Origin of the sequence: Winogradskyella sp. MH6 (genome assembly GCF_022810765.1) — a bacterium.
In the GTDB taxonomy this organism is placed as follows: domain Bacteria; phylum Bacteroidota; class Bacteroidia; order Flavobacteriales; family Flavobacteriaceae; genus Winogradskyella.
The window spans coordinates 1,416,382-1,437,082 of record NZ_CP094494.1; the positions used below are offsets into that span (position 1 = coordinate 1,416,382).

The 20,701-nt window shown below is 34.8% G+C and carries 16 protein-coding genes; 14 read left to right on the forward strand and 2 right to left on the reverse strand.

The genetic code is table 11. The features are described from left to right. Positions 1 to 83: 83 nt before the first annotated feature. From MST30_RS06345 to MST30_RS06360, 4 genes are all read left to right on the forward strand, one after another. Positions 84 to 1,634, forward strand: coding sequence for a serine hydrolase (locus MST30_RS06345; RefSeq protein ID WP_243473542.1), 1,551 nt, complete (start codon positions 84 to 86; stop codon positions 1,632 to 1,634). Beyond that, on the forward strand, positions 1,634 to 2,908 hold the full coding sequence (gene brnQ, locus MST30_RS06350; RefSeq protein WP_243473543.1) for a branched-chain amino acid transport system II carrier protein: 1,275 nt from the start codon (positions 1,634 to 1,636) through the stop codon (positions 2,906 to 2,908). The genes MST30_RS06345 and brnQ overlap by 1 nt, the downstream gene beginning before the upstream one ends. 10 nt (positions 2,909 to 2,918) lie before the next feature. After that, positions 2,919 to 3,614, forward strand: a complete 696-nt coding sequence (locus MST30_RS06355; RefSeq protein WP_243473544.1) for a DNA adenine methylase — start codon at positions 2,919 to 2,921, stop codon at positions 3,612 to 3,614. Positions 3,615 to 3,766: 152 nt separating this feature from the next. Beyond that, positions 3,767 to 5,095: an aspartate kinase gene (locus MST30_RS06360; RefSeq protein WP_243473545.1), complete on the forward strand. Its 1,329-nt coding sequence runs from the start codon at positions 3,767 to 3,769 to the stop codon at positions 5,093 to 5,095. Here the strand turns inward: MST30_RS06360 and MST30_RS06365 are convergent. Next, positions 5,092 to 5,406 (reverse strand): hypothetical protein, encoded by a 315-nt coding sequence (locus MST30_RS06365; RefSeq protein WP_243473546.1) that lies wholly within the window; start codon positions 5,404 to 5,406, stop codon positions 5,092 to 5,094. The genes MST30_RS06360 and MST30_RS06365 overlap by 4 nt on opposite strands. 78 nt (positions 5,407 to 5,484) lie before the next feature. Here MST30_RS06365 and MST30_RS06370 point away from each other — a divergent pair, with 78 nt between their 5' ends. From MST30_RS06370 to MST30_RS06380, 3 genes are read left to right on the forward strand one after another with little or no spacing between them, the layout of a single operon-like run. Continuing rightward, entirely contained in the window at positions 5,485 to 5,748 is a 264-nt protein-coding gene (locus tag MST30_RS06370; protein WP_243473547.1) for a helix-turn-helix domain-containing protein, read from the forward strand. A gap of 2 nt (positions 5,749 to 5,750) precedes the next feature. Continuing rightward, positions 5,751 to 7,139 (forward strand): McrB family protein, encoded by a 1,389-nt coding sequence (locus MST30_RS06375; RefSeq protein ID WP_243473548.1) that lies wholly within the window; start codon positions 5,751 to 5,753, stop codon positions 7,137 to 7,139. 9 nt (positions 7,140 to 7,148) lie between these two features. Then, positions 7,149 to 8,513: an McrC family protein gene (locus MST30_RS06380; protein ID WP_243473549.1), complete on the forward strand. Its 1,365-nt coding sequence runs from the start codon at positions 7,149 to 7,151 to the stop codon at positions 8,511 to 8,513. On the opposite strand, the gene MST30_RS06385 is transcribed toward MST30_RS06380, so the two are convergent. Then, entirely contained in the window at positions 8,514 to 9,803 is a 1,290-nt protein-coding gene (locus MST30_RS06385; RefSeq protein ID WP_243473550.1) for an aminopeptidase P family protein, read from the reverse strand. Between the two features lie 347 nt (positions 9,804 to 10,150). On the opposite strand from MST30_RS06385, the gene MST30_RS06390 reads away from it, so the two are divergent. The 7 genes from MST30_RS06390 to MST30_RS06420 all read left to right on the forward strand — a co-directional run bounded on the left by MST30_RS06390 (position 10,151) and on the right by MST30_RS06420 (position 20,560). Further along, positions 10,151 to 12,994 carry a VPS10 domain-containing protein gene (locus MST30_RS06390; protein WP_243473551.1) on the forward strand — a complete coding sequence of 948 codons (2,844 nt, stop codon included), beginning with the start codon at positions 10,151 to 10,153 and terminating at the stop codon, positions 12,992 to 12,994. Continuing rightward, positions 12,994 to 13,836 (forward strand): helix-turn-helix domain-containing protein, encoded by an 843-nt coding sequence (locus MST30_RS06395; RefSeq protein ID WP_243473552.1) that lies wholly within the window; start codon positions 12,994 to 12,996, stop codon positions 13,834 to 13,836. The genes MST30_RS06390 and MST30_RS06395 overlap by 1 nt, the downstream gene beginning before the upstream one ends. Before the next feature lie 74 nt (positions 13,837 to 13,910). Continuing rightward, positions 13,911 to 15,134 (forward strand): alpha/beta hydrolase-fold protein, encoded by a 1,224-nt coding sequence (locus MST30_RS06400; protein WP_243473553.1) that lies wholly within the window; start codon positions 13,911 to 13,913, stop codon positions 15,132 to 15,134. Positions 15,135 to 15,244: 110 nt separating this feature from the next. Beyond that, positions 15,245 to 15,919: a succinate dehydrogenase cytochrome b subunit gene (locus tag MST30_RS06405; protein ID WP_243473554.1), complete on the forward strand. Its 675-nt coding sequence runs from the start codon at positions 15,245 to 15,247 to the stop codon at positions 15,917 to 15,919. A 12-nt stretch (positions 15,920 to 15,931) separates the two neighbouring features. Next, positions 15,932 to 17,929, forward strand: a complete 1,998-nt coding sequence (locus MST30_RS06410) for a fumarate reductase/succinate dehydrogenase flavoprotein subunit (RefSeq protein WP_243473555.1) — start codon at positions 15,932 to 15,934, stop codon at positions 17,927 to 17,929. A 10-nt stretch (positions 17,930 to 17,939) separates the two neighbouring features. After that, entirely contained in the window at positions 17,940 to 18,686 is a 747-nt protein-coding gene (locus MST30_RS06415) for a succinate dehydrogenase/fumarate reductase iron-sulfur subunit (RefSeq protein ID WP_243473556.1), read from the forward strand. A 101-nt stretch (positions 18,687 to 18,787) separates the two neighbouring features. Beyond that, on the forward strand, positions 18,788 to 20,560 hold the full coding sequence (locus tag MST30_RS06420; protein ID WP_243473557.1) for a MutS-related protein: 1,773 nt from the start codon (positions 18,788 to 18,790) through the stop codon (positions 20,558 to 20,560). Positions 20,561 to 20,701 lie beyond the last annotated feature (141 nt).

Below are 20,701 nucleotides of genomic sequence, written 5' to 3' on the forward strand. Positions count from 1 at the left end.
GATAAATGTTGAAATGCGATCAATAAACTTTTCATCGGTAACATTTATTATATTTGAAGTCTTTCATGTTAAAACAAAATATCATGCTTTTAAAACGCCTGTTTATTGTCCTTCTTTTAGTAAGTAGTACTAGCCTTTTTGCCCAATTGAATGAGGCTGAAATTGATAAATTAGTAAAGGAAACGCTCACCACCTTTGATGTGCCTGGTATTTCGGTTGGTGTATTTAAAGATGGCAAAGAAATCTATGCTAAAGGGCATGGAGTACGCTCTTTAACCAATAAAAAAGACATGAATTCTGAAACTTTAGTTGGTGTGGCTTCTAACAGTAAGGGTTTTACTTGTTTTGCATTGGCAATGCTCGTCGACGAAGGTAAATTAGATTGGGATGATCCAGTTCGTAAATACATTCCAGAGTTTCAATTGCATGATCCTTGGGTTACCGAGAATTTTACAGTTAGAGATTTGGTAACACATAGAAGTGGAATGGGTTTAGGTGCTGGTGATCTTATGTTTTTTCCTGAAGGCAATGATTTTACGGTTCAGGATATTATTGACAATGTGAAGTATTTAGAGCCTGAAACGTCCTTCAGAAGTAAATTCGCTTACAATAACAATATGTTCATTATTGCAGGTGAAGTTTTAAAGCGTGTAAGTGGTCTGTCTTGGGAGGATTTTATTGAAACTAAGATTATGAAACCTGTTGGCATGACAAGTTCTAAAGCATCCTACAACAGAGTAACGGATAAGTCGAACATCATAGATGCACATACTAGAGCTGAAGGGAAGGTGATTCAGATTCCTCACGATTGGAGTGAAACTGCAAATGCAGCAGGTGGTATTGTGAGTAACGTACACGATATGATGACTTGGGCAAAATTCTTAATGAATGATGCGGTTACAGAAAACGGAGAGCGTTTATTGAGCGAAGCACAGTTTCACGAGCTTTGGCAATTGCAAACACCATTAAAAGTAAGAGCCAACGATTCTTATGATTCTAATTTTAGAGGTTACGGATTGGGTTGGTTTGTTACTGATGTTAAAGGTGGTCACAAACAAGTGTATCATACAGGTGGATTGATTGGTACTGTGACGCAGTTTACTATGATACCTGATTTGGACTTGGCTATAGTTGTGTTAACCAATCAAATGAATGGTTCTGCATTTACCACAATCACAAACACCATCAAAGATTCCTATTTAGGCTACGAAAACAGAAATTGGTTGCAACGTTTAGGGCAGAACAATGCCGACTTTTTAAAGTATAACGACAGTATCAAAGCTGAGGTTTTTGCTCAGGTTGAAAGCGCTAGAACCCAATTAACCATGCCAAGTCCAAAGCAAATTGTAGGCACTTATACAGATGATTGGTTTGGAGATATTACCATTGCACATGATGGAAAAAAATATAGCATCAAATGCAAGCGTTCACCACGTTTATTTGGCGAATTGTTACCATACAACACTACAACATTTGTTGCCAAATGGAACGATAGAAGCTACGATGCTGATGTATTTGTGCAATTTACATTTAATGAAAAAGGGGAAGCCGTTTCTGCAACGATGAAATACATTGCGCCAATAACAGATTTTAGTTTCGATTTTCACGATTTAGAACTTAAAAAGACAAATTAATGAGCGATACTAAGCGTGTTTTTCTTTTTGGCTTTGCCTTATTTGCTGGTTTTTTTGGAGCTGGAAATTTAATTCTTCCTCCATTTTTAGGATTCAATTCTGGACCAGATTGGTGGTTGGTAGCCATCGGTTTTATGATAACAACAACCGTTATTCCTTTGTTGTCACTCTTTGGACACGCTAAGCTGCAAGGCACAATGCTCGATTTTGGTAAAAAAGTATCTCCGAAATTTAGCCTTATCTATTGTGTCGTTATGTTTCTTATCATAATTGTTCTGCCTGCTCCACGTACTGCAGCAGTGACACACGAAATGGCGATAGCACCACTATTTGGTACATCACCTTTATTAACCAGTTGTATCTATTTTGCTTTAGTACTTCTTTTTGCTCTCAACCGATCTAAAGCCTTATCTATTCTAGGGAAGTATTTAACTCCAATCATTGTGATTATGGTCTTAACCATAGTCGTTTTAGGACTTGTGTCTCCACCAGACCTGATGCGCTTAGGTAATTTAAAAACACCCTTGGTTGATGGTTTATTGGAAGGGTATCAGACTTACGATGCCATTGCTGGTATAGTGATGGGAAGCGTAATTATTATTTCGCTTAATAAAGAAGGTTTAAAAAGCTACAGCGAAAAGAAAAAAATAATAGCAAAATCTGGGTTTATAGCAATGTTCGGACTATTTATTATATATGCTGGACTTATTGCTTTGGTAGCATTTTATAGTAATTCGTTTTCAGAAGAAACGACCAGAACAAGTCTTTTATTGGGCCTGTCTAAAACAATGATAGGAGATATTGGTGGTACTTTTGTTAGCGTTTTGGTGTCTTTAGCATGTTTTACCACAGCTGTAGCTATTGTGGTGTCTTTGGCAGATTTCTTTAAAGAACTGTATAATCAAAGCGAAAAGACATACTTAATTGTAGCTGTCATCTGTTGTGTTGTTGGTGTTGTTATGGGTAGTTATGATGTTGGTTTTATTATAGATATTGCAATCCCAGCATTACTTTTTATTTATCCTATTTCTGTGTCTTTAATTTTACTGAATGTTTTACCAGATAAATGGGCCACTCCAATAGTATTTAGAGCAGTGGTCATAACAGCCTTTGTGTTTAGCATTCCAGATGTGCTTGGATATTTTATGCCAAAAGAAAGTCTAAAATCTATAGTTGATGTTATTCCTTTAGCTCATTACAGTTTAGGTTGGGTGTTGCCAGCATTGCTTGCTTTTATCATAACAGTTTTAATACAAAATCTTTTAAAGAAATAGTATGAAATACATGGGAAGCAAGGCACGTTTTGCCAAACATTTATTACCAATTATTCTAAAAGATAGAAAGCCTAAACAATCATATATTGAGCCGTTTGCAGGTGGTATGAACATGATAGATAAGGTTGATGGTATTCGTATCGCCAACGATCAGCATGAAGAATTAATGGCCATGTGGCAAGCCCTGATTTATGATAAATGGGATCCGCCAAAATCGGTAAGTGAGGATGAATACAAGACCATAAAATACAATCAAGATGATTTTCCAAAACACTTGGTGGCTTATGTTGGTTTTAATTCGTTTGGTGGTAAATGGTTTGCAGGTTACCGACGCGATAAGCAAGGCAAACGCGATTATTGGGCGGAACATTACCGAAATATTACCAAACAAGTACCTAATCTCGAAGGCGTGATTTTATCCTGTAAATCGTATACCGAATTAGAGATTCCTGAAAACAGTATTGTGTATTGTGATCCGCCATACGCATCTACCACAAAATACAGAGATAGTTTCAACCATGACAAATTTTGGGAATGGTGCAGACAGCAAAGTAAAGCAGGGCATCACGTTTTTATTAGTGAATACAGCGCGCCAGAAGATTTCAAGTGTATTTGGGAAAAACCAGCCAAAACAAGTTTCTCATGGCATGCAGATAATTTACCTGCTAAAAAAAGTATTGAGCGTTTGTTTGTCTATAAGGGATGAAGCACTATTGGCATTCCTAAGCAGGCAGAAATCTATTAAACCAACCAGTATTTTGTTAATTATATAACAAATTGTAATTAATTGTACTATTTCTTCAATTTTTAGGTCAGTAGCAAAAGCTACAGCTACATTTGCGCTCTAAAAAATTGAATATGTTAGTATATAAATTTGGTGGCACCTCAGTAGGTTCGGTAGTAAATATGAATCATGTAAAGGATATCATAAATACCAAAGACCAAAAAATAGTGGTTTTATCAGCCATGTCTGGTACCACAAATGCCTTGGTGGAAATTTCGAGATTAATTGAAGTTGGTGAAGTAGATACTGCCAAAACGCATATCAAAACATTGCATGAAACATACACAAGCGTTGTAAACGATTTATTGCAAAACCAATCGTTACGACAAGATGTACATCATTATGTCAATACCAGATTTGAAATACTTTCAGATGCTGTTGATGCGTCATTTTCTCAACTGTTACATAACGAAATAGTGGCTAATGGAGAATTGTTGTCTACCTATATGTTTAGTCGCTTATTGCAACAAGAAGGTTTTAAGGCAAGGCTTTTACCAGCTTTAGATTTTATGCGTATCGACAGTCATAACGAACCCGATAATTTCTATATTAAACAAAACTTAAACCGTTTAATAGAAAGTTCGGATGCGGCTGATATTTATATCACACAAGGCTTTATTTGTTTAGATGCTGAAGGCAAAGTAACCAACCTACAACGTGGTGGAAGCGATTATACAGCAACCATAATTGGTGCAGCTATCGAAGCCGATGAGGTGCAAATTTGGACCGATATTGATGGTTTCCACAATAACGATCCACGTTACGTCAACGATACACAAGCCTTATCGCATTTATCGTATGACGAAGCTGCTGAGTTGGCTTATTTTGGAGCTAAGATTTTGCATCCGCAAACTGTAATGCCAGTGCGTCAAATCGACATTCCATTACGACTAAAAAACACTATGGCACCACAAGCACATGGCACGTTAATTACCAACAAAGTTCATGGAGAAGGTATCAAAGCTATTGCGGCAAAAGATGGTATTACAGCTATAAAAATTAAGTCGGTACGTATGTTGTTAGCGCATGGCTTTTTAAAGAAAGTGTTTGAAGTCTTTGAGCGTTACGAAACCTCAATAGATATGATAACCACGTCTGAAATCGCAGTGTCCTTAACCATTGATAATACTACACATTTAAAAGCTATAACCGAAGAATTAGAGCAATTTGCCACTGTAGATATAGACGATTATATGAGTATTGTCTGTTTGGTAGGTAACCATATTATTTACCATCCTGATACACCAGAACTCTTCCAAGTGTTACAAGATGTTAATGTACGTATGATTGCTTATGGAGGTAGCAACAACAATATTTCACTTTTAGTAAATACCAGTGATAAGTTAGAAACTTTGCAGAAGTTACAGCGTTATGTTTTTGAGGGTGGTTTTGTGGGAGTTTAGATTGAAGTAAAACAATTTTCACACTTTTCAAGTTCAAGATTTACAGGTTGATTACATTCAACACAGGTAGTGTATACATTCCCTTCAATATCAAAAAACTCTTCAGTGTCTATTTCTTCCCATTCAGTAAAATAAAACCATTCATTTTTTGTGTTGAATTTTTGTTTTTCTTCTTTCCAATTTAAACCTTTGGATTCTACGTATTCTTTAGCTTGTTTTTCTGTTTGACAATAATATTGACCATCGTTAAAAATATACCCTTGGTTTATGCCTTTGCCATTGAAGTCACTTTTTCGTGCATATTTTTTCATAATTAAATTTCTTCAAATATAAACAAATGATACTTATTGTATGTTGAAAGCTGCATACAATAAGTATAGTTTTGGTTTATGGTGAATCAATTCATACTTAAAGAGTTTGGAAATCGAATACGTTTTTTACGAAACGAAAAAAATCTTAGTCAAGAAGAACTCTCCTTTGTTACAGGTTTTCATAGAACTTATATCGGAATGATTGAACGTGGTGAACGCAATATTTCGTTGACCAATATTTTGGTTTTTGCTAAGGCTTTTGAAATGGATGTGTCTGAATTGCTTGATTTTAAAAGCCAAAATCCAAAAATTAACTACAAGGATTATCAACTTAAAAACTAAAAATGAGTATAGAATTAATAAGACAATTTATCAAGGAAAAGGCAATAGAATTTGGTGCAAAACCAGAAAATGAATACAATAAGCCTTACGTGGAAAGAAACAATACAGGCAAGGAAGCTTTAAAAGATAATGGTGCTTATTTTGGTTTTATTCATTCTGAAGAAGAAGCCTCAGGTCCTTTTCATGATTTTTCGATAGCGATTTTTCCTAGTGAGAATAATAAAGCTTGGTTGGTCTGTTTAGGTATTGGTTCTAGTGGGTTTAAAAATGATTATGAAGTTGCTACCTTTCCAGGTCTTAGAAGGCTATTTTCAAAACTTACTAATGAGAGAGGATTTTGTAAATCTGACTTTTCTGACATAGAAACTAGTTTGCCGAAAAGTATTACTACAAATCCTGATTTACAACACTTAAAGAATACAATAAAAACATATACTAAAGTTTTACCTGCATGTCAGATAGTTGATAATCCAGAAAGTATAGAAGGGAAAAAAGTAATTTCAGCTTTTATAGCTGGTTATGCTAAATTGAGAGACTGGCCAACAAATAAAAGCCATCGTAAAGCAATTTCAGATGCTTTAGAGCCCTTTATTAAAGATGTATCAATAGATGATAGTGTAGAGATTAAAAAACTAATTGAAGATAGAAAATATTTAGTTTTACAAGGTCCGCCTGGAACAGGAAAAACAAGAATGGCTAAAAAGGTTGCTAATGAAATTGGGGCAAGGACATTTTTTACTCAATTTCACGCAGAAACAACATATTCTGATTTCATTTATGGTATTAGACCAGATATTAAAAATAAAGAACTAAGTTATGGGGAAACTTTAGGCATTTTCACGCAATCATTGAAATACGCATTGAGCAATGTTAACGAAAAAGTGATTTTAATTGTAGATGAAATTAATAGAGCAAATCTTTCTAATGTGTTGGGACCTGTCTTTTATTTATTTGAACATAAAATGGAGGCATCTGATATTCAAATAGAAATTTCGCCAGAATTTAAAGTTACTAAGTTGCCTGAAAATTTTCATGTTATTGCCACAATGAATACTGCTGATAGAAGTTTAGCGGTTGTTGACTTCGCACTTAGAAGAAGGTTTGCTTGGTATTCATTAAAGCCTAAACCAATCAAATCAAAAAGCTTTTTTAAAGAAGATTTTGCTAGGATACAAGAGATATTTGATTGGTATGCATCTAGTATTGAACTTTCTTTACAGCCTGGACAAGGATACTTTATTGCTGAAAGTAATGAAGAGATGGAAAACCGAATTAGATATGAAGTATTTCCTTTAATAAAGGAGTATTTACAAGAAGGACTATTAAAGAATGCCAAGGAAGAGTTCAATAATTATTTCGCTTCAAGAATAAACCAATCTTTATTTGAATAAATCAAAAGCATGGATGTATTCTGCGAAATACCTTGTTTAACTGAGTTTTCAAAGCAATTTAATGGAATTGTTTTACAAAAAAAGTGGTTTAAATCTGCAGATAAACGGGTCATTGGTCAGTATCTTCAAAAATTTATTAATTATAATTCTAAGCAGTTTGATTTTCTAGATGTTCAACCCTTTATTGTTGGAACAGACCAAAATGTTTCTATTGCTTTTCGCACTTCAGGATTTATAGGGTCTATACCTTTAAGAGCTCCTGATACAGGTAAACAAATTGGTGATTTTGTAGTTACACCAAGGTTTTCCGGATATAGTCGATATGAAGATTATATTGAAATTTTAAATTTACTTGACACAGAAATAACCCCACATATTTTAGATAGCCTTCCGCTAGTTTCAGGAAAAAATTATAGACCACCATTATACCTTGAAGCTGTCAAGTATATCAATTCCTTGGAGAGTTTGATAAACTTGAATTGGAGGAAATTTGACAATATTGAAAAAATTTCAGAAGAACCTATTGGTAAAATAAATTGGCAGAAATATTCTAAGCTTGAATATAAAGTTGAAAATCGATTGAAGTTCCCTGTCAGGAAGAACGTTTTAAGTGAATTTCATTCAGAGTATTCTGAGATACGATTTGTATTTGATTTATGTAAAAAAGAAATACTTTCAGCAAATACTCCTCTAAGAATAAAGACAACCTTCAGGAGTAGACTTAATTTTATAGAAGAAAAACTGTATTATCATAAACCAAAGTATACCACAAATTTAGCCATTAAGTTTTCGGACAATCCTACAGTTACTAAATGTAAACAGCAAGCAAATAAAATATTAAATTTTAATTTGCAGGATAGTACAGCATGGAAAATAGATTTTTCCGATGTTTTTGAAAAATTTGTCCAATATCTTTTTAGACTGGTTGCTAAAGAGATTGGTGGACGAATTTATACCAATTATAAATTTCATGCTGTTTCAAAAAAGTTTTACTCATGGGAGCTTAAGCATATCGAACCAGATGCTATTTATCAAAAAAAAGATTTACAAGTATTTATAGATGCTAAATACAAATCTAATTTATATAACAAATATGGCATTAGTGAAAACCTTAAAGAAGACCATCGTCATGATTTACATCAAATTATGGCGTATTCATCGTTTAGTAAAACAGGTCCCAAGAATGGACTCCTTTGTTATCCTTCAGAGACTTTAGAGTCAAAAACTATTAAATATAAGAATCAAATAAATGAAGTTACTAATTCAATAATTATCATTGGGATCCCATTAAAAAAAGAAAGTATTAATTCAACTAAAACTCTTTTGATGAAGGAAATTAATAAAATTGAAAAATTACACCTTAATCAATTCTAACTAATTCATCAACTCCTCAATCTCTTCAGCTTCAATAGGAATATTGGCCATTAAGTTAAATGGTTCACCTTGTTCTTGTACCACAACATCATCCTCTAAACGGATACCAAAACCTTCATCTGGAATATATATACCAGGCTCTACAGTAAAGACCATGTTGGCTTGCATTGGCTCGTGTAGTAAACCATAATCGTGCGTGTCTAAACCAATATGGTGACTTGTACCATGCATAAAGTACTTTTTATACGCTGGCCAATCTGGGTTTTCGTTTTGTACATCAGCTTTATCCAATAAACCAAGACCTAATAATTCAGACGTCATCAATTTACCAACTTCCACATGATATTGTTCCCAAAGTGTACCAGGAACCAACATTTTGGTCGCTTCATTTTTTACACGTAACACAGCATTGTAAACCGCTTTTTGGCGTTCAGAAAACTTACCGTTTACAGGAATGGTGCGGCTTAAATCACTAGAGTAGTTGGCGTATTCAGCAGCTGTATCAAACAGAATTAAATCTCCATCTTTACACTGTTGGTTGTTTTCAATATAATGTAATACGTTGGCATTGTTTCCTGAGGCAATAATCGGAGTATAAGCAAAACCTTTAGAACGATTTCTTAAGAATTCGTGCATCATTTCGGCTTCAATTTCAAATTCCCAAACACCAGGTTTTACAAAACCTAAAACTCTACGAAAGGATTTTTCAGTAATATTACAAGCCTTTTGCATTAAGTCGATTTCTATAGGATCTTTTACCGAGCGTAAACGCTGTAAAATAGGATTGCTTTTTGCCACAGTATGTGCAGGATAAAGATTCTTTAACCATTTAGTGAAACGATCTTCACGTGTTTCGGTCTCAACATTGGCTCTGTAATGTTCGTTAGTGTTAATGTAAACCGTGTCGCATTGCGTCATCAGTTCAAACATTATTTTTTCTAGGTCTTGTAACCAATACACGGTTTTTACACCAGAGGTTTCAAAGGCTTTTTCCTTAGTGAGTTTTTCGCCTTCCCAAACGGCAATATGATCGTTGGTTTCTTTTAAGAATAAGATTTCACGATGTTTTTCTTTTGGACAATCTGGAAAAATAACCAAAATACTTTCTTCCTGATCTACACCACTGAGGTAAAAAATATCGCGATGCTGAGCAAAAGGCAAGGTGCTGTCTGCACTTACAGGATAAATATCGTTAGAATTAAAAACAGCTAAACTGTTTGGCTTCATTTGAGAAGCAAAGTTTTTACGGTTTTTTATGAATAGGTTACGGTCTATAGGATGGTATTTCATTTGTTATTATGTATTGTCATTCCTGCGAAGGCAGGAATCTTAATTAATATTAGTTAAGTGTCTGCTTGAGTGCAGTCGAAAGCTAAATCGAGCTATCAAAAAAAACACTTCGATTGCGCTCAGTGTGACAAACAATGTCATTTTTCCGCTTAAAAATTAACAAACTAGGGTTAAATTATAATGAAGCTGATTGTAATTGTTTGCCAAGTGCCCATTATGGGCTTTCAAAAATAAACAAACTAAAACGCAAGCCCAAGCAAGTTGTGATAATCTGTTAAACTTTATAATCAAATTTTGAGGATATATGGATTAATGGTTAAATTCAGCAATCTTAAAAACCAACCAACATGTCTAAAACTAAATTCCTATCGTTTGCATTTGCCGTAAGTTCTTTAATGGCCTTGGCACAACAACCAGCAACGTCTGCTGAAACTGTGAAAGCAGCCTTGGCTCAAAAGCAAAAGATGACCGAAACTTCTTTGGTAAAAAATGTGCCTTTTAAAAACATTGGACCAACCATAATGAGTGGTCGTGTGGTAGATGTAGATGTGAATCCGGAAATGCCATCTGAATTTTATGTTGGTTATGCGTCTGGTGGTGTGTGGCATACCACAAATAACGGTACCACCTTTACACCGATTATGGATAATTCGACAACTCAAAACGTTGGTGATATTGCTGTGCATTGGCCAACCCGAACGATATATGTTGGTACAGGTGAAAATAATGCCTCGCGTTCGTCGTATGCTGGTGTTGGTTTGTTAAAATCTACAGACAATGGAAAGACATGGGAAAATTTGGGTTTGATGGATGCGCATCATTTTGCGCCGATTTTAATTCATCCAGATAATCCAGATGTGGTAACCGTTGGTGCTACAGGACATTTATATTCACCAAACAAAGAGCGTGGTGTTTACAAAACCACTGATGGTGGAAAAACTTGGAAACAAACCCTTTTTGTAGATGATGAAAGTGGTATTATTGATTTGCAACATAGTCCAAAAAATTATAATGTGATGTTTGCAACGTCTTGGACTAAAGATCGTAAAGCATGGAATTTTACAGGAAATGGAAACAATTCAGCTATCTATAAAAGTACAGATGCTGGTGAAACTTGGACAAAAGTGTCTACCGAAAAAAGTGGTTTTCCAACAGGTGAAGGAGTAGGAAGAATTGGTATCGCTGTGTTTAATGATAATGTGGTATATGCTGTTCATGATAGTCAGTTTAGACGACCAGAAGAAAAGAAAAAGGAAGACAATACGGACTTGACAAAAGAAGATTTCAAAACCATGTCAACAGCTGATTTTTTGGCTTTGGAGGATAAAAAACTGAACGCATTTTTGAGAACCAACGGCTTTCAGGAAAAATACAGAGCAGAAAATGTAAAACAAATGGTGCGCTCAGGTAATGTAAAACCTATTGATTTAGCAAAGTATTTAGAAGATGCCAATTCTATGTTGTTCGATACTCCTGTAGTTGGTGCTGAGGTTTACAAAAGTACTGATGGTGGCAAAATCTGGAAGAAAACACATGAGGATTATTTAGATGATATCTACTATAGTTACGGCTATTATTTTGGACATATCCACGTGTCACCAGTAAACGAAAATGACATTTACATCTATGGTGTGCCGATTGTAAAATCTAAAGATGGAGGAAAAACATGGACATCCATCAGTGCAGAAAATGTGCATGCCGATCATCATGCGCTTTGGATTAACCCAAAAAATCCAAATCATTTAATCGATGGTAATGATGGAGGTATTAATATTTCTTACGATGATGGCAAAAGCTGGATTAAAAATAACTCACCTTCGGTAGGACAATTTTACGCTATCAATGTAGATAACGAAAAACCATACAATGTCTATGGAGGTTTGCAAGATAATGGTGTTTGGGTAGGAGCTAATAATGCACGTGAAGATAAGGCTTGGCATCAAGAAGGACAGTACCCATGGAAATCCATAATGGGAGGTGATGGTATGCAAATTCAAATTGACAGCAGAAATTCTGACATCGTTTATACAGGCTATCAATTTGGGAATTATTACAGATTGAATCTTGAAACTGAAGATCAGAAATACATTCAACCTAAGCATACTTTAGGTGAAAATCCGTACCGTTTCAATTGGCAAACTCCAATTTTATTGTCGCCTCATAATCAAGATATTTTGTATTTAGGAGGCAACAAATTAATGCGTTCTATGAATCAAGGTAACGATTGGGAAGCCATTAGTGACGATTTAACCAATGGAGGCAAAAAAGGAAATGTGGCTTATGGCACATTGACGTCTATTTCAGAAAGTCCGTTTCAGTTTGGCTTACTTTACACTGGTAGTGATGATGGTTTGGTTTATGTTTCTAAAAATGCAGGTGGCAGTTGGACAAACATTTCAAATACGTTTCCAAAAGATTTATGGGTAAGTCGTGTGATTGCGTCGCAACATAAAAAAGAACGTGTTTATGTGACTTTGAATGGTTACCGTTGGGACGATTTTAAAGTCTATGCTTACATGAGTGATGATTACGGACAAACTTGGAAAGACATCAGCGGAAACATACCAGTATCTCCAGTAAATGTGATTAAAGAAGATCCTAAAAACGAAAATATCTTGTACTTAGGAACCGATAATGGAGCCTATGTGTCTTTCAATATGGGTAATTCTTGGAACATATTTTCGGAAGGATTACCAAATGTTGCTGTTCATGATATTGTAATTCAGGCAGAAGCTAATGATTTATTATTAGGAACGCACGGACGAAGTATTTACAAGACTAATATTTCGGCCTTACAGAATGTAAATTCAGAAATGGATGCAAAAGCTATAACGTTTTTCGATATGGAGTCTGTACGTCATTCAGGTCGTTGGGGAAGTTCTTGGGGAAGATGGTATGATGCTTTTGAGCCTAAAACAACCATTCAGTTTTACAGCAATGCTTCAGATACAAAAACCTTAAAAATCTTGTCAGAAAACGGAGCAGAATTAAACAGCATGTCTGTTGATGTTGTTAAAGGATTAAACTATGTGGATTATGACTTAACATTGACGGAAAAAGGAAAAAAAATGCTTAAAAAAGAAGATAAAAATATTGAGTTTAAAGAAACAGGCAATAAGAAAGATTACCTTCCAAAAGGAACTTACACAGTAAAAATAGGTGATAGCTCTACAACGCTCGAAATAAAGTAATGGATGAACAGGAACACTATATTTCTGTAAAGCCTTCAAGCAAGAGTTTACAGAACTATATTGCGTATTATTATTTCAATTTTTCTAATCGAGACGACTATAAAAAGCGATACATTTTTTATCCGCATTTTAGGAATGCCATTACCGTTTACAAGCGTTCAAAAATCAGTTTTTCAAAAACGGGTTCTATTGTGGTGCCTGATGCATCCAAAGAGTTTGAAATTATTTACACAGGCATTCATAATGAAAGTCGAACAGGTGAAATAAAAGCACCTTTTGATAAAATTGGCATTGTGTTTCAGCCATTGGGAATCAATAATTTCATGAAAGTCCCTTTTGGTGACGTTGTTACCGAAAACCCGATTAAGGACTTTGATTATTTTGGAAATAGTTTTGAAGTTGCTCTAAAAAAAGTTTACGACACCAATGATGTGGATGAAAAAGTAGCTGTGCTAGATGCCTTTTTTAAAAATGAGTTCAATCCTTTAGCTGAAGCTAGAATTGTTAAAGCCGTCAACTATTTGTTTGAAGAAGATTTAACGATTCAAGAGTTGTCTGAAAAATTGCAGTTGAGTAGAAAAACAGTGCTTCGGTTATTCAGAAAACACCTTAATTGTTCACCAAAAGAATTTTCAAATTTGGTGAAGTTTAGAAAAGCCATAGAAATTTATCAGAAAGGAAATTCCAACTTTACAGAATTGGCGTATGCTAATAAATATTATGACCAATCTGATTTTATAAAACACTTCAAAAAAGCAACAGGTTTTAATCCCAAAAAATTCTTTTCTGGGATTTCTCATTTGGGTACAGAAGACACGTTTTGGACACTTTTAAAAAATTAACTGTCCCATTTCTACAATTTTTATAAAAACAAGGCTGATAGATTTGCGATATGTTTTTAATAAATCATCATATCATGAAACGAACATTTAGCATAATATCAATCCTTTTTTCATTAATTCTATCTGCTCAACAATATAGCGGAATTTCAAAATCTCATAAAATAGCATCTACGGTTTTTGATACCGAACGAGAAATAAGAGTATTTGTGCCTTTTTCTTACACCGAAAGTGATACGCAGAAGTATCCTACAATCTATCTTTTTGATGCGCAATTCGATGCTTTTTTTGATATGACAGCAGGTTTAATGGATTATATGGCACAAATTGGAGAACTCAATGAGTTTATTATTGTTGGCATAAAAACCGAACATAGACCAAAAGAGTTTACTCCAATGTACGTTAACGAAAAAACCAAAACCGATTGGGAAGATGTAGAAATCGGTAAGTCGGAACTTTTAGAAAATCATCTAAAAGATGAGGTCTTTCTTTTTGTGGAACAGAATTATAGAGTAGAGCCGTTTAAGTTGGCTATAGGTCATTCTTTAGGTGGAACTTTTGTGCTCAACACTGTGTTCTCGCAACCTGATTTTTTTCAGGCAATAATCGCAATAAGCCCCAATTTATCTTACGATTATGAGCAGTTGGTAAAAGCGTTTGACGACTACTTTAAATCTAAAGAAAGCCTGAATAAATTAATTTATATGTCAGCTGGTACTATTGGAAATATGGAAAATAGATTCCGAAAATCAGCACAGAAATTAGATAACATTATTGAATATCATAATCCAGAAGATTTAAATTACACGTTTAGAATTTTTGAAGATGAAAATCATTCTACAACACCAATTTACACGATTAGTAATGCTTTTAAAGAAGTTGCAAAAATCTGGACGATATCTGAAGACCAAAAGCAAAAGATGTTAGAGGATGAATCAAAATTGTTTGTTGACGATTTAAAAGATTTTTACGCAGAGTTGTCTGTTTGGGCGAATTACGATGTAAAGCCAGGTGTAGATGAAGCTAATGGCTATGGCTACTTTTGCTTGAATGCCGAGAAAACAGATGAAGCTTTAAAAGTTTTTGATTGGGCATTAGAGTTGTATCCAAATGATGCTAATCTTTATGATAGTAAGGCCGAAGCATTAGAAAAAAGCAATAATTTAAAACAAGCAAAAAACTACTACAAAAAGGCTATGGTCGTTCTAGAAAACACCAAAGATCAGTACGATCCTGAGAACTATGAATATTACAAGTCGATGTTTAGTGAGCATTTAGAAAATCTAAAAAACAAGAAGTAGAACTACTCTAATTAAATTCATTCTAAATAATTAATTATAATACAGCGCAGTTGGCTAAAAACCATTTGCGCTGTATCTTTGTAAGACTAACAACTAAGATTAGATTTACAATGAGCGGAATTCTAAATTCGTCGATTGGAAGAAAGTTTGCCATGGCACTTTCGGCATTCTTCCTTATGATTTTTTTACTTCAACATTTTGCAATTAACAGTCTTTCAGTATGTAGCCCAGATACTTTTAATGAAGTGTCTCATTTTATGGGAACATTTTGGGTTATTCAATATCTGTTGCAACCCGTTTTAATTTTTGGTGTGATTTTCCATTTCATCATGGGATTTGTGCTAGAAATCAAAAACAATAAGGCAAGACAAATCAGTTATGCAAAAAATAATGGTGGTGCCAATTCTACATGGATGAGTAGAAACATGATTTGGAGTGGAGGTTTTATCCTTGTGTTCTTAATCATTCACTTTATAGATTTTTGGATTCCAGAAATCAACACCAAATACATCGTTGGTGATATGTCTGGTACATTGCCAAATGGTGAGTTTAGATACTACGAAGAATTAGTACATAAATTTGAACCGATTTGGAGAGTAGCACTTTACTGTGTTGGTTTTGTGTTCTTAGCATTACACTTACTTCACGGTTTTAATTCAGCTTTTCAATCTGTTGGTGCTAACAACAAGTACACAAAAGGTTTAAGAGGGTTTGGTAAATTTTATGCAATAGTGATTCCTTTAGGATTTATTGTTATTGCATTATATCATCATTTTAACCACTAAAAAATTTCTCATATGGCTTTAGATTCTAAAATACCTAATGGACCACTTGCAGATAAGTGGACAAATCATAAAAATAATATTAACCTTGTTAATCCTGCTAACAAAAGACTTATAGATGTTATTGTTGTTGGTACAGGTTTAGCAGGAGGTTCTGCAGCTGCAACTTTAGCAGAACTAGGCTATAATGTAAAAGCATTTTGTTTTCAAGATTCACCAAGACGTGCGCACTCTATTGCGGCTCAAGGTGGAATAAATGCAGCAAAAAATTATCAAGGAGATGGTGATTCTACATACAGATTATTCTACGATACTGTAAAAGGTGGAGATTACCGTTCTCGTGAAGCAAACGTATATCGTCTTGCTGAGGTTTCAGCAAATATTATAGACCAGTGTGTGGCGCAAGGTGTGCCTTTTGCTCGTGAATATGGTGGACTATTAGACAACCGTTCTTTTGGTGGTGTATTAGTTTCTAGAACATTCTATGCAGCAGGTCAAACAGGTCAGCAACTATTACTTGGTGCTTATTCAGCGCTTAACCGCCAGATTGGACGTGGTAAGGTGAAAATGTATAACCGTCACGAAATGTTAGACGTGGTTATTGTTGATGGAAAAGCAAGAGGAATTATCACAAGAAACTTAGTTACTGGTGAAATTGAGCGTCATTCTGCTCATGCTGTTGTTTTAGGTACAGGAGGTTATGGTAACGTATTCTTCTTATCAACCAATGCCATGGGAAGTAATGTTACTGCAGCTTGGAAAGCTCACAAACGTGGAGCGTATTTCGCAAACCCATGTTATACACAGATTCACCCAACATGTATTCCAGTTACGGGAGATCATCAGTCTAAATTAACATTGATGTCTGAGTCACTTCGTAATGATGGTCGTATTTGGGTACCAAAGAAAATGGAAGATGTAGAAGCGATTAGAGCAGGTAAATTAAAGCCAACTCAAATTGCTGAAGAAGATAGAGATTATTACTTAGAGCGTCGTTACCCAGCCTTTGGTAACTTGGTGCCTCGTGATGTGGCATCGCGCGCAGCTAAGGAACGTTGTGATGCTGGTTATGGTGTAAATGCAACTGGTGAAGCGGTTTACTTAGACTTTGCTTCAGCATTTATGCGTTACGGAAAAGAACAAGCGCACGTTAAAGGTTTAGATGAAAACGATGAAGCTTTAGTTAAAAAATTAGGTCAGGAAGTGGTGAGAACCAAGTATGGTAACTTATTCCAGATGTATGAGAAAATCGTAGATCAGAATCCATACGAAACACCAATGATGATTTATCCAGCTGTGCATTACACTATGGGTGGTGTTTGGGTAGATTATAATCTTCAAACTACAGTGCCAGGATTGTACTGTATTGGTGAAGCTAACTTCTCAGACCATGGTGCTAACAGATTGGGTGCTTCGGCATTAATGCAAGGTTTAGCAGATGGTTATTTTGTATTGCCATATACGATTGGTGATTATTTATCTCACGATATTAGAACAGGACCTATCTCTACAGATTCACCAGAATTTGAAGCTGCAGAGAAAAGTGTAAGAGAAAATATTGAACACTTAATCAATAATAATGGTTCTCATTCTGTAGATCATTTCCACAAAAAACTAGGTAAGATCATGTGGAATAAGTGTGGTATGGCAAGAAATGAGGCAGATTTAAAATCAGCTATTACTGAAATTGCTGAACTACGTGCTGAATTCTGGAAAGATGTAAGAGTTCCTGGTACTAATGACGAGTTTAACGAAGAGTTAGCGAAAGCGCTTAGAGTTGCCGATTTCTTAGAATTAGGTGAATTGTTTGCTAAGGATGCTTTATTAAGAGAAGAATCTGCTGGTGGACACTTTAGAGAAGAATATCAAACTGCTGAAGGTGAAGCAATGCGTAGAAAGGAATTCCAATATGTTTCTGCATGGGAATATAAAGGAGAACCAAAAGATGCGGTATTACACAAAGAAGATCTTGTTTACGAAAATATTGAAGTAAAAGAAAGAAGTTATAAATAAAAGGAAAGCTATGAATTTAACGTTAAAAATTTGGCGTCAGAAAAACGCAAGCGACAAAGGAAAAATGGTAGATTATCCTGTAAGTGATATCTCTCCTGATATGTCTTTCCTTGAAATGTTAGACGTTTTAAACGAACAATTAATAAATAAAGGTGAAGAGCCTGTGGCGTTTGACCACGATTGTAGAGAAGGTATTTGCGGAATGTGTTCTCTATATATTAATGGTGAAGCTCACGGACCAGATAGAGGTGTAACAACATGCCAATTACACATGCGTATGTTTAAGGATGGTGATACAATTACAATAGAGCCATTTAGAGCAACAGCATTCCCAGTAATAAAAGATTTAGTTGTTGACAGATCTTCATTCGATAGAATACAACACGCAGGTGGATTTATCTCAGTAAATACATCAGGTAATACTATAGATGCTAATACTATTCCAATAAACAAACATGATGCAGATGATGCCTTTGCTGCTGCAACTTGTATTGGTTGTGGTGCTTGTGTAGCAAGTTGTAAAAACTCTTCTGCAATGCTATTTGTTGGTGCTAAAGTATCTCAATTTGCTTTGTTACCGCAAGGACAAGTTGAAGCGACTGACCGTGTATTGAATATGGTGAAGCAAATGGACGAGGAAGGTTTTGGTAACTGTACTAACACAGGTGCTTGTGAAGTGGAATGTCCAAAAGGCATTTCTCTTGAAAACATTGCACGTATGAACCGTGAATATTTAAAAGCGGCTTTTAAAGGTTAAAACTAAAGATTTCAGACTGAGCTTGTCGAAGTCTGAAAACTTATAAAAATCAAAAATCCCAAGGTAAAGTTCTATCTTGGGATTTTATTTTTTAATTAAATATGAAAAACCCTAATTCTTTTTACAAAGCACAGTTAGAGTTACATCAACAAGCATCTAAAAGCACCTATAAACAAATGGGTTTATATAGTGTGCTTAGACTTACGGTATTTTTACTGGCAGGTTTTGGTGTGTATTTAACGTATCAGAATTGGCAAATTGCTACTGTTATTGCAGTGGCAGGTATTGCTGTGTTTTTGTTTTTATTATCGAGGTATACTGATCTAAAAACCAAACGCGAGTTACATAAACGATTGGCTATAATTAACGAAGATGAAATTAAAATAGCCTCAGGTGATTTTCATGATAGAGCAGATGGAAAAGTATTTCAAAATCCTGCTCATGCCTATAGTTTAGATATCGACTTATTTGGAAGAGGCTCTTTCTTTCAATACATCAACAGAACAACTATAAATGAAGGGACGCAATCTCTTGTCAATTGTTTACTGGCAAACGATATTACTAATATTGAAACCCGTCAAAATGCGATAAAAGAACTTGCTAGTGAATCCAAATGGCGACAATATTATTCTGGTGTAGCACAAGGAGTAAAGGTTGAACATTCTGCAAAATCAATCATTACATGGTTGAAAGACTACAAACCTTTTTTAACCAGTACGCATTATTGGCTGACTATTGGTTTTAGCTTGACTTCAGTAGCACTTTTGGTCTTAGGTTTTACTGAAATTATTCCAATAAAATATGCTGGTTATTGGTTGCTTTTAGGTTTAGCAATTACCGGAAGATTTTTAAAATCAATCAATAACGTTGCTCAAAATACCGAAAAAGCGAAAGATACATTTAGGCAATATGCCTTATTACTGAAAGAAATTGAGCAGAAACAATTTCAGTCGGAACTATTACAACAACAGCAACAAAAAATTCAATCCGAAGGTGAAAAAGCCTCACAGATATTTACAAAATTCTCAAAAGCTTTAGATGCTTTAGATAACAGAAATAACTTCATTTCAGCCATTTTCGGAAATGGGTATTTGCTTTGGGATATAAGGCAAACCTATCATGTGGAACAATGGATTAGCAATTATGCACACAAGGTTGAAGATTGGTTTGATGTAGTGACGTTTTTTGATGCTTACAATACTTTGGGTAATTATGCTTATAATCATCAAGACTTTACCTATCCTGAAATTACCGCAGAAAATATCACTATTAAGGCGAAAGATTTAGGGCATCCTTTATTAAATGCTGAAAAGCGAATTGATAGCGATTTAGAATTGTTACAAGAGCAGTTCTTTATTGTAACAGGTGCTAATATGGCAGGTAAGAGTACGTTTTTAAGAACGGTTGCCTTGCACATTGTTATGGCAAATGTTGGTTTGCCTATTTGTGCGAAAACAAGCAAATACAAGCCGATTAAACTCATTACAAGTATGCGAACTACAGATTCGTTAACCGATGATAGTTCGTACTTTTTTAGTGAGTTAACACGACTGAAATTTATCGTAGATACTATTGCTGAAGACAAAAACTATTTTGTGATTTTAGACGAAATCTTAAAAGGTACTAACTCAACTGACAAAGCTATTGGCTCAAGGAAATTTGTAGAAAAATTAGTAGGCCAAAAAGCCACAGGAATTATCGCAACTCACGATTTAAGTCTTACTGAAATAGAAACCGAGTTAGAAGCTGTAAAAAACCATTACTTTGATGCTGAAATTAAAAACGATGAGCTCTTTTTTGACTACAAACTAAAGAAAGGCGTTTGCCAAAATATGAATGCAAGTTTTCTTTTGAAGAAGATGGAAATAGTTTAATAATTAAAAGAAGATGTCATTCTGAACTCGTTTCAGAATCTCACTTCAAATAGAATAAATAAGATGCTGAAATAAATTCAGCATGACAAAAATTTATGACAATAAAAAACCCTTTCCAAAATCGGAAAGGGTTCTTAACCA

What these genes read in the sequence shown, in the direction of transcription:
- MST30_RS06345 (WP_243473542.1), top strand. Translation starts at nt 84, where the DNA reads ATGCTTTTAAAACGCCTGTTTATTGTCCTTCTTTTAGTAAGTAGTACT.
- brnQ (WP_243473543.1), top strand. Translation starts at nt 1,634, where the DNA reads ATGAGCGATACTAAGCGTGTTTTTCTTTTTGGCTTTGCCTTATTTGCT.
- MST30_RS06355 (WP_243473544.1), top strand. Translation starts at nt 2,919, where the DNA reads ATGGGAAGCAAGGCACGTTTTGCCAAACATTTATTACCAATTATTCTA.
- MST30_RS06360 (WP_243473545.1), top strand. Translation starts at nt 3,767, where the DNA reads ATGTTAGTATATAAATTTGGTGGCACCTCAGTAGGTTCGGTAGTAAAT.
- MST30_RS06365 (WP_243473546.1), bottom strand. Translation starts at nt 5,406, where the DNA reads ATGAAAAAATATGCACGAAAAAGTGACTTCAATGGCAAAGGCATAAAC.
- MST30_RS06370 (WP_243473547.1), top strand. Translation starts at nt 5,485, where the DNA reads ATGGTGAATCAATTCATACTTAAAGAGTTTGGAAATCGAATACGTTTT.
- MST30_RS06375 (WP_243473548.1), top strand. Translation starts at nt 5,751, where the DNA reads ATGAGTATAGAATTAATAAGACAATTTATCAAGGAAAAGGCAATAGAA.
- MST30_RS06380 (WP_243473549.1), top strand. Translation starts at nt 7,149, where the DNA reads ATGGATGTATTCTGCGAAATACCTTGTTTAACTGAGTTTTCAAAGCAA.
- MST30_RS06385 (WP_243473550.1), bottom strand. Translation starts at nt 9,803, where the DNA reads ATGAAATACCATCCTATAGACCGTAACCTATTCATAAAAAACCGTAAA.
- MST30_RS06390 (WP_243473551.1), top strand. Translation starts at nt 10,151, where the DNA reads ATGTCTAAAACTAAATTCCTATCGTTTGCATTTGCCGTAAGTTCTTTA.
- MST30_RS06395 (WP_243473552.1), top strand. Translation starts at nt 12,994, where the DNA reads ATGGATGAACAGGAACACTATATTTCTGTAAAGCCTTCAAGCAAGAGT.
- MST30_RS06400 (WP_243473553.1), top strand. Translation starts at nt 13,911, where the DNA reads ATGAAACGAACATTTAGCATAATATCAATCCTTTTTTCATTAATTCTA.
- MST30_RS06405 (WP_243473554.1), top strand. Translation starts at nt 15,245, where the DNA reads ATGAGCGGAATTCTAAATTCGTCGATTGGAAGAAAGTTTGCCATGGCA.
- MST30_RS06410 (WP_243473555.1), top strand. Translation starts at nt 15,932, where the DNA reads ATGGCTTTAGATTCTAAAATACCTAATGGACCACTTGCAGATAAGTGG.
- MST30_RS06415 (WP_243473556.1), top strand. Translation starts at nt 17,940, where the DNA reads ATGAATTTAACGTTAAAAATTTGGCGTCAGAAAAACGCAAGCGACAAA.
- MST30_RS06420 (WP_243473557.1), top strand. Translation starts at nt 18,788, where the DNA reads ATGAAAAACCCTAATTCTTTTTACAAAGCACAGTTAGAGTTACATCAA.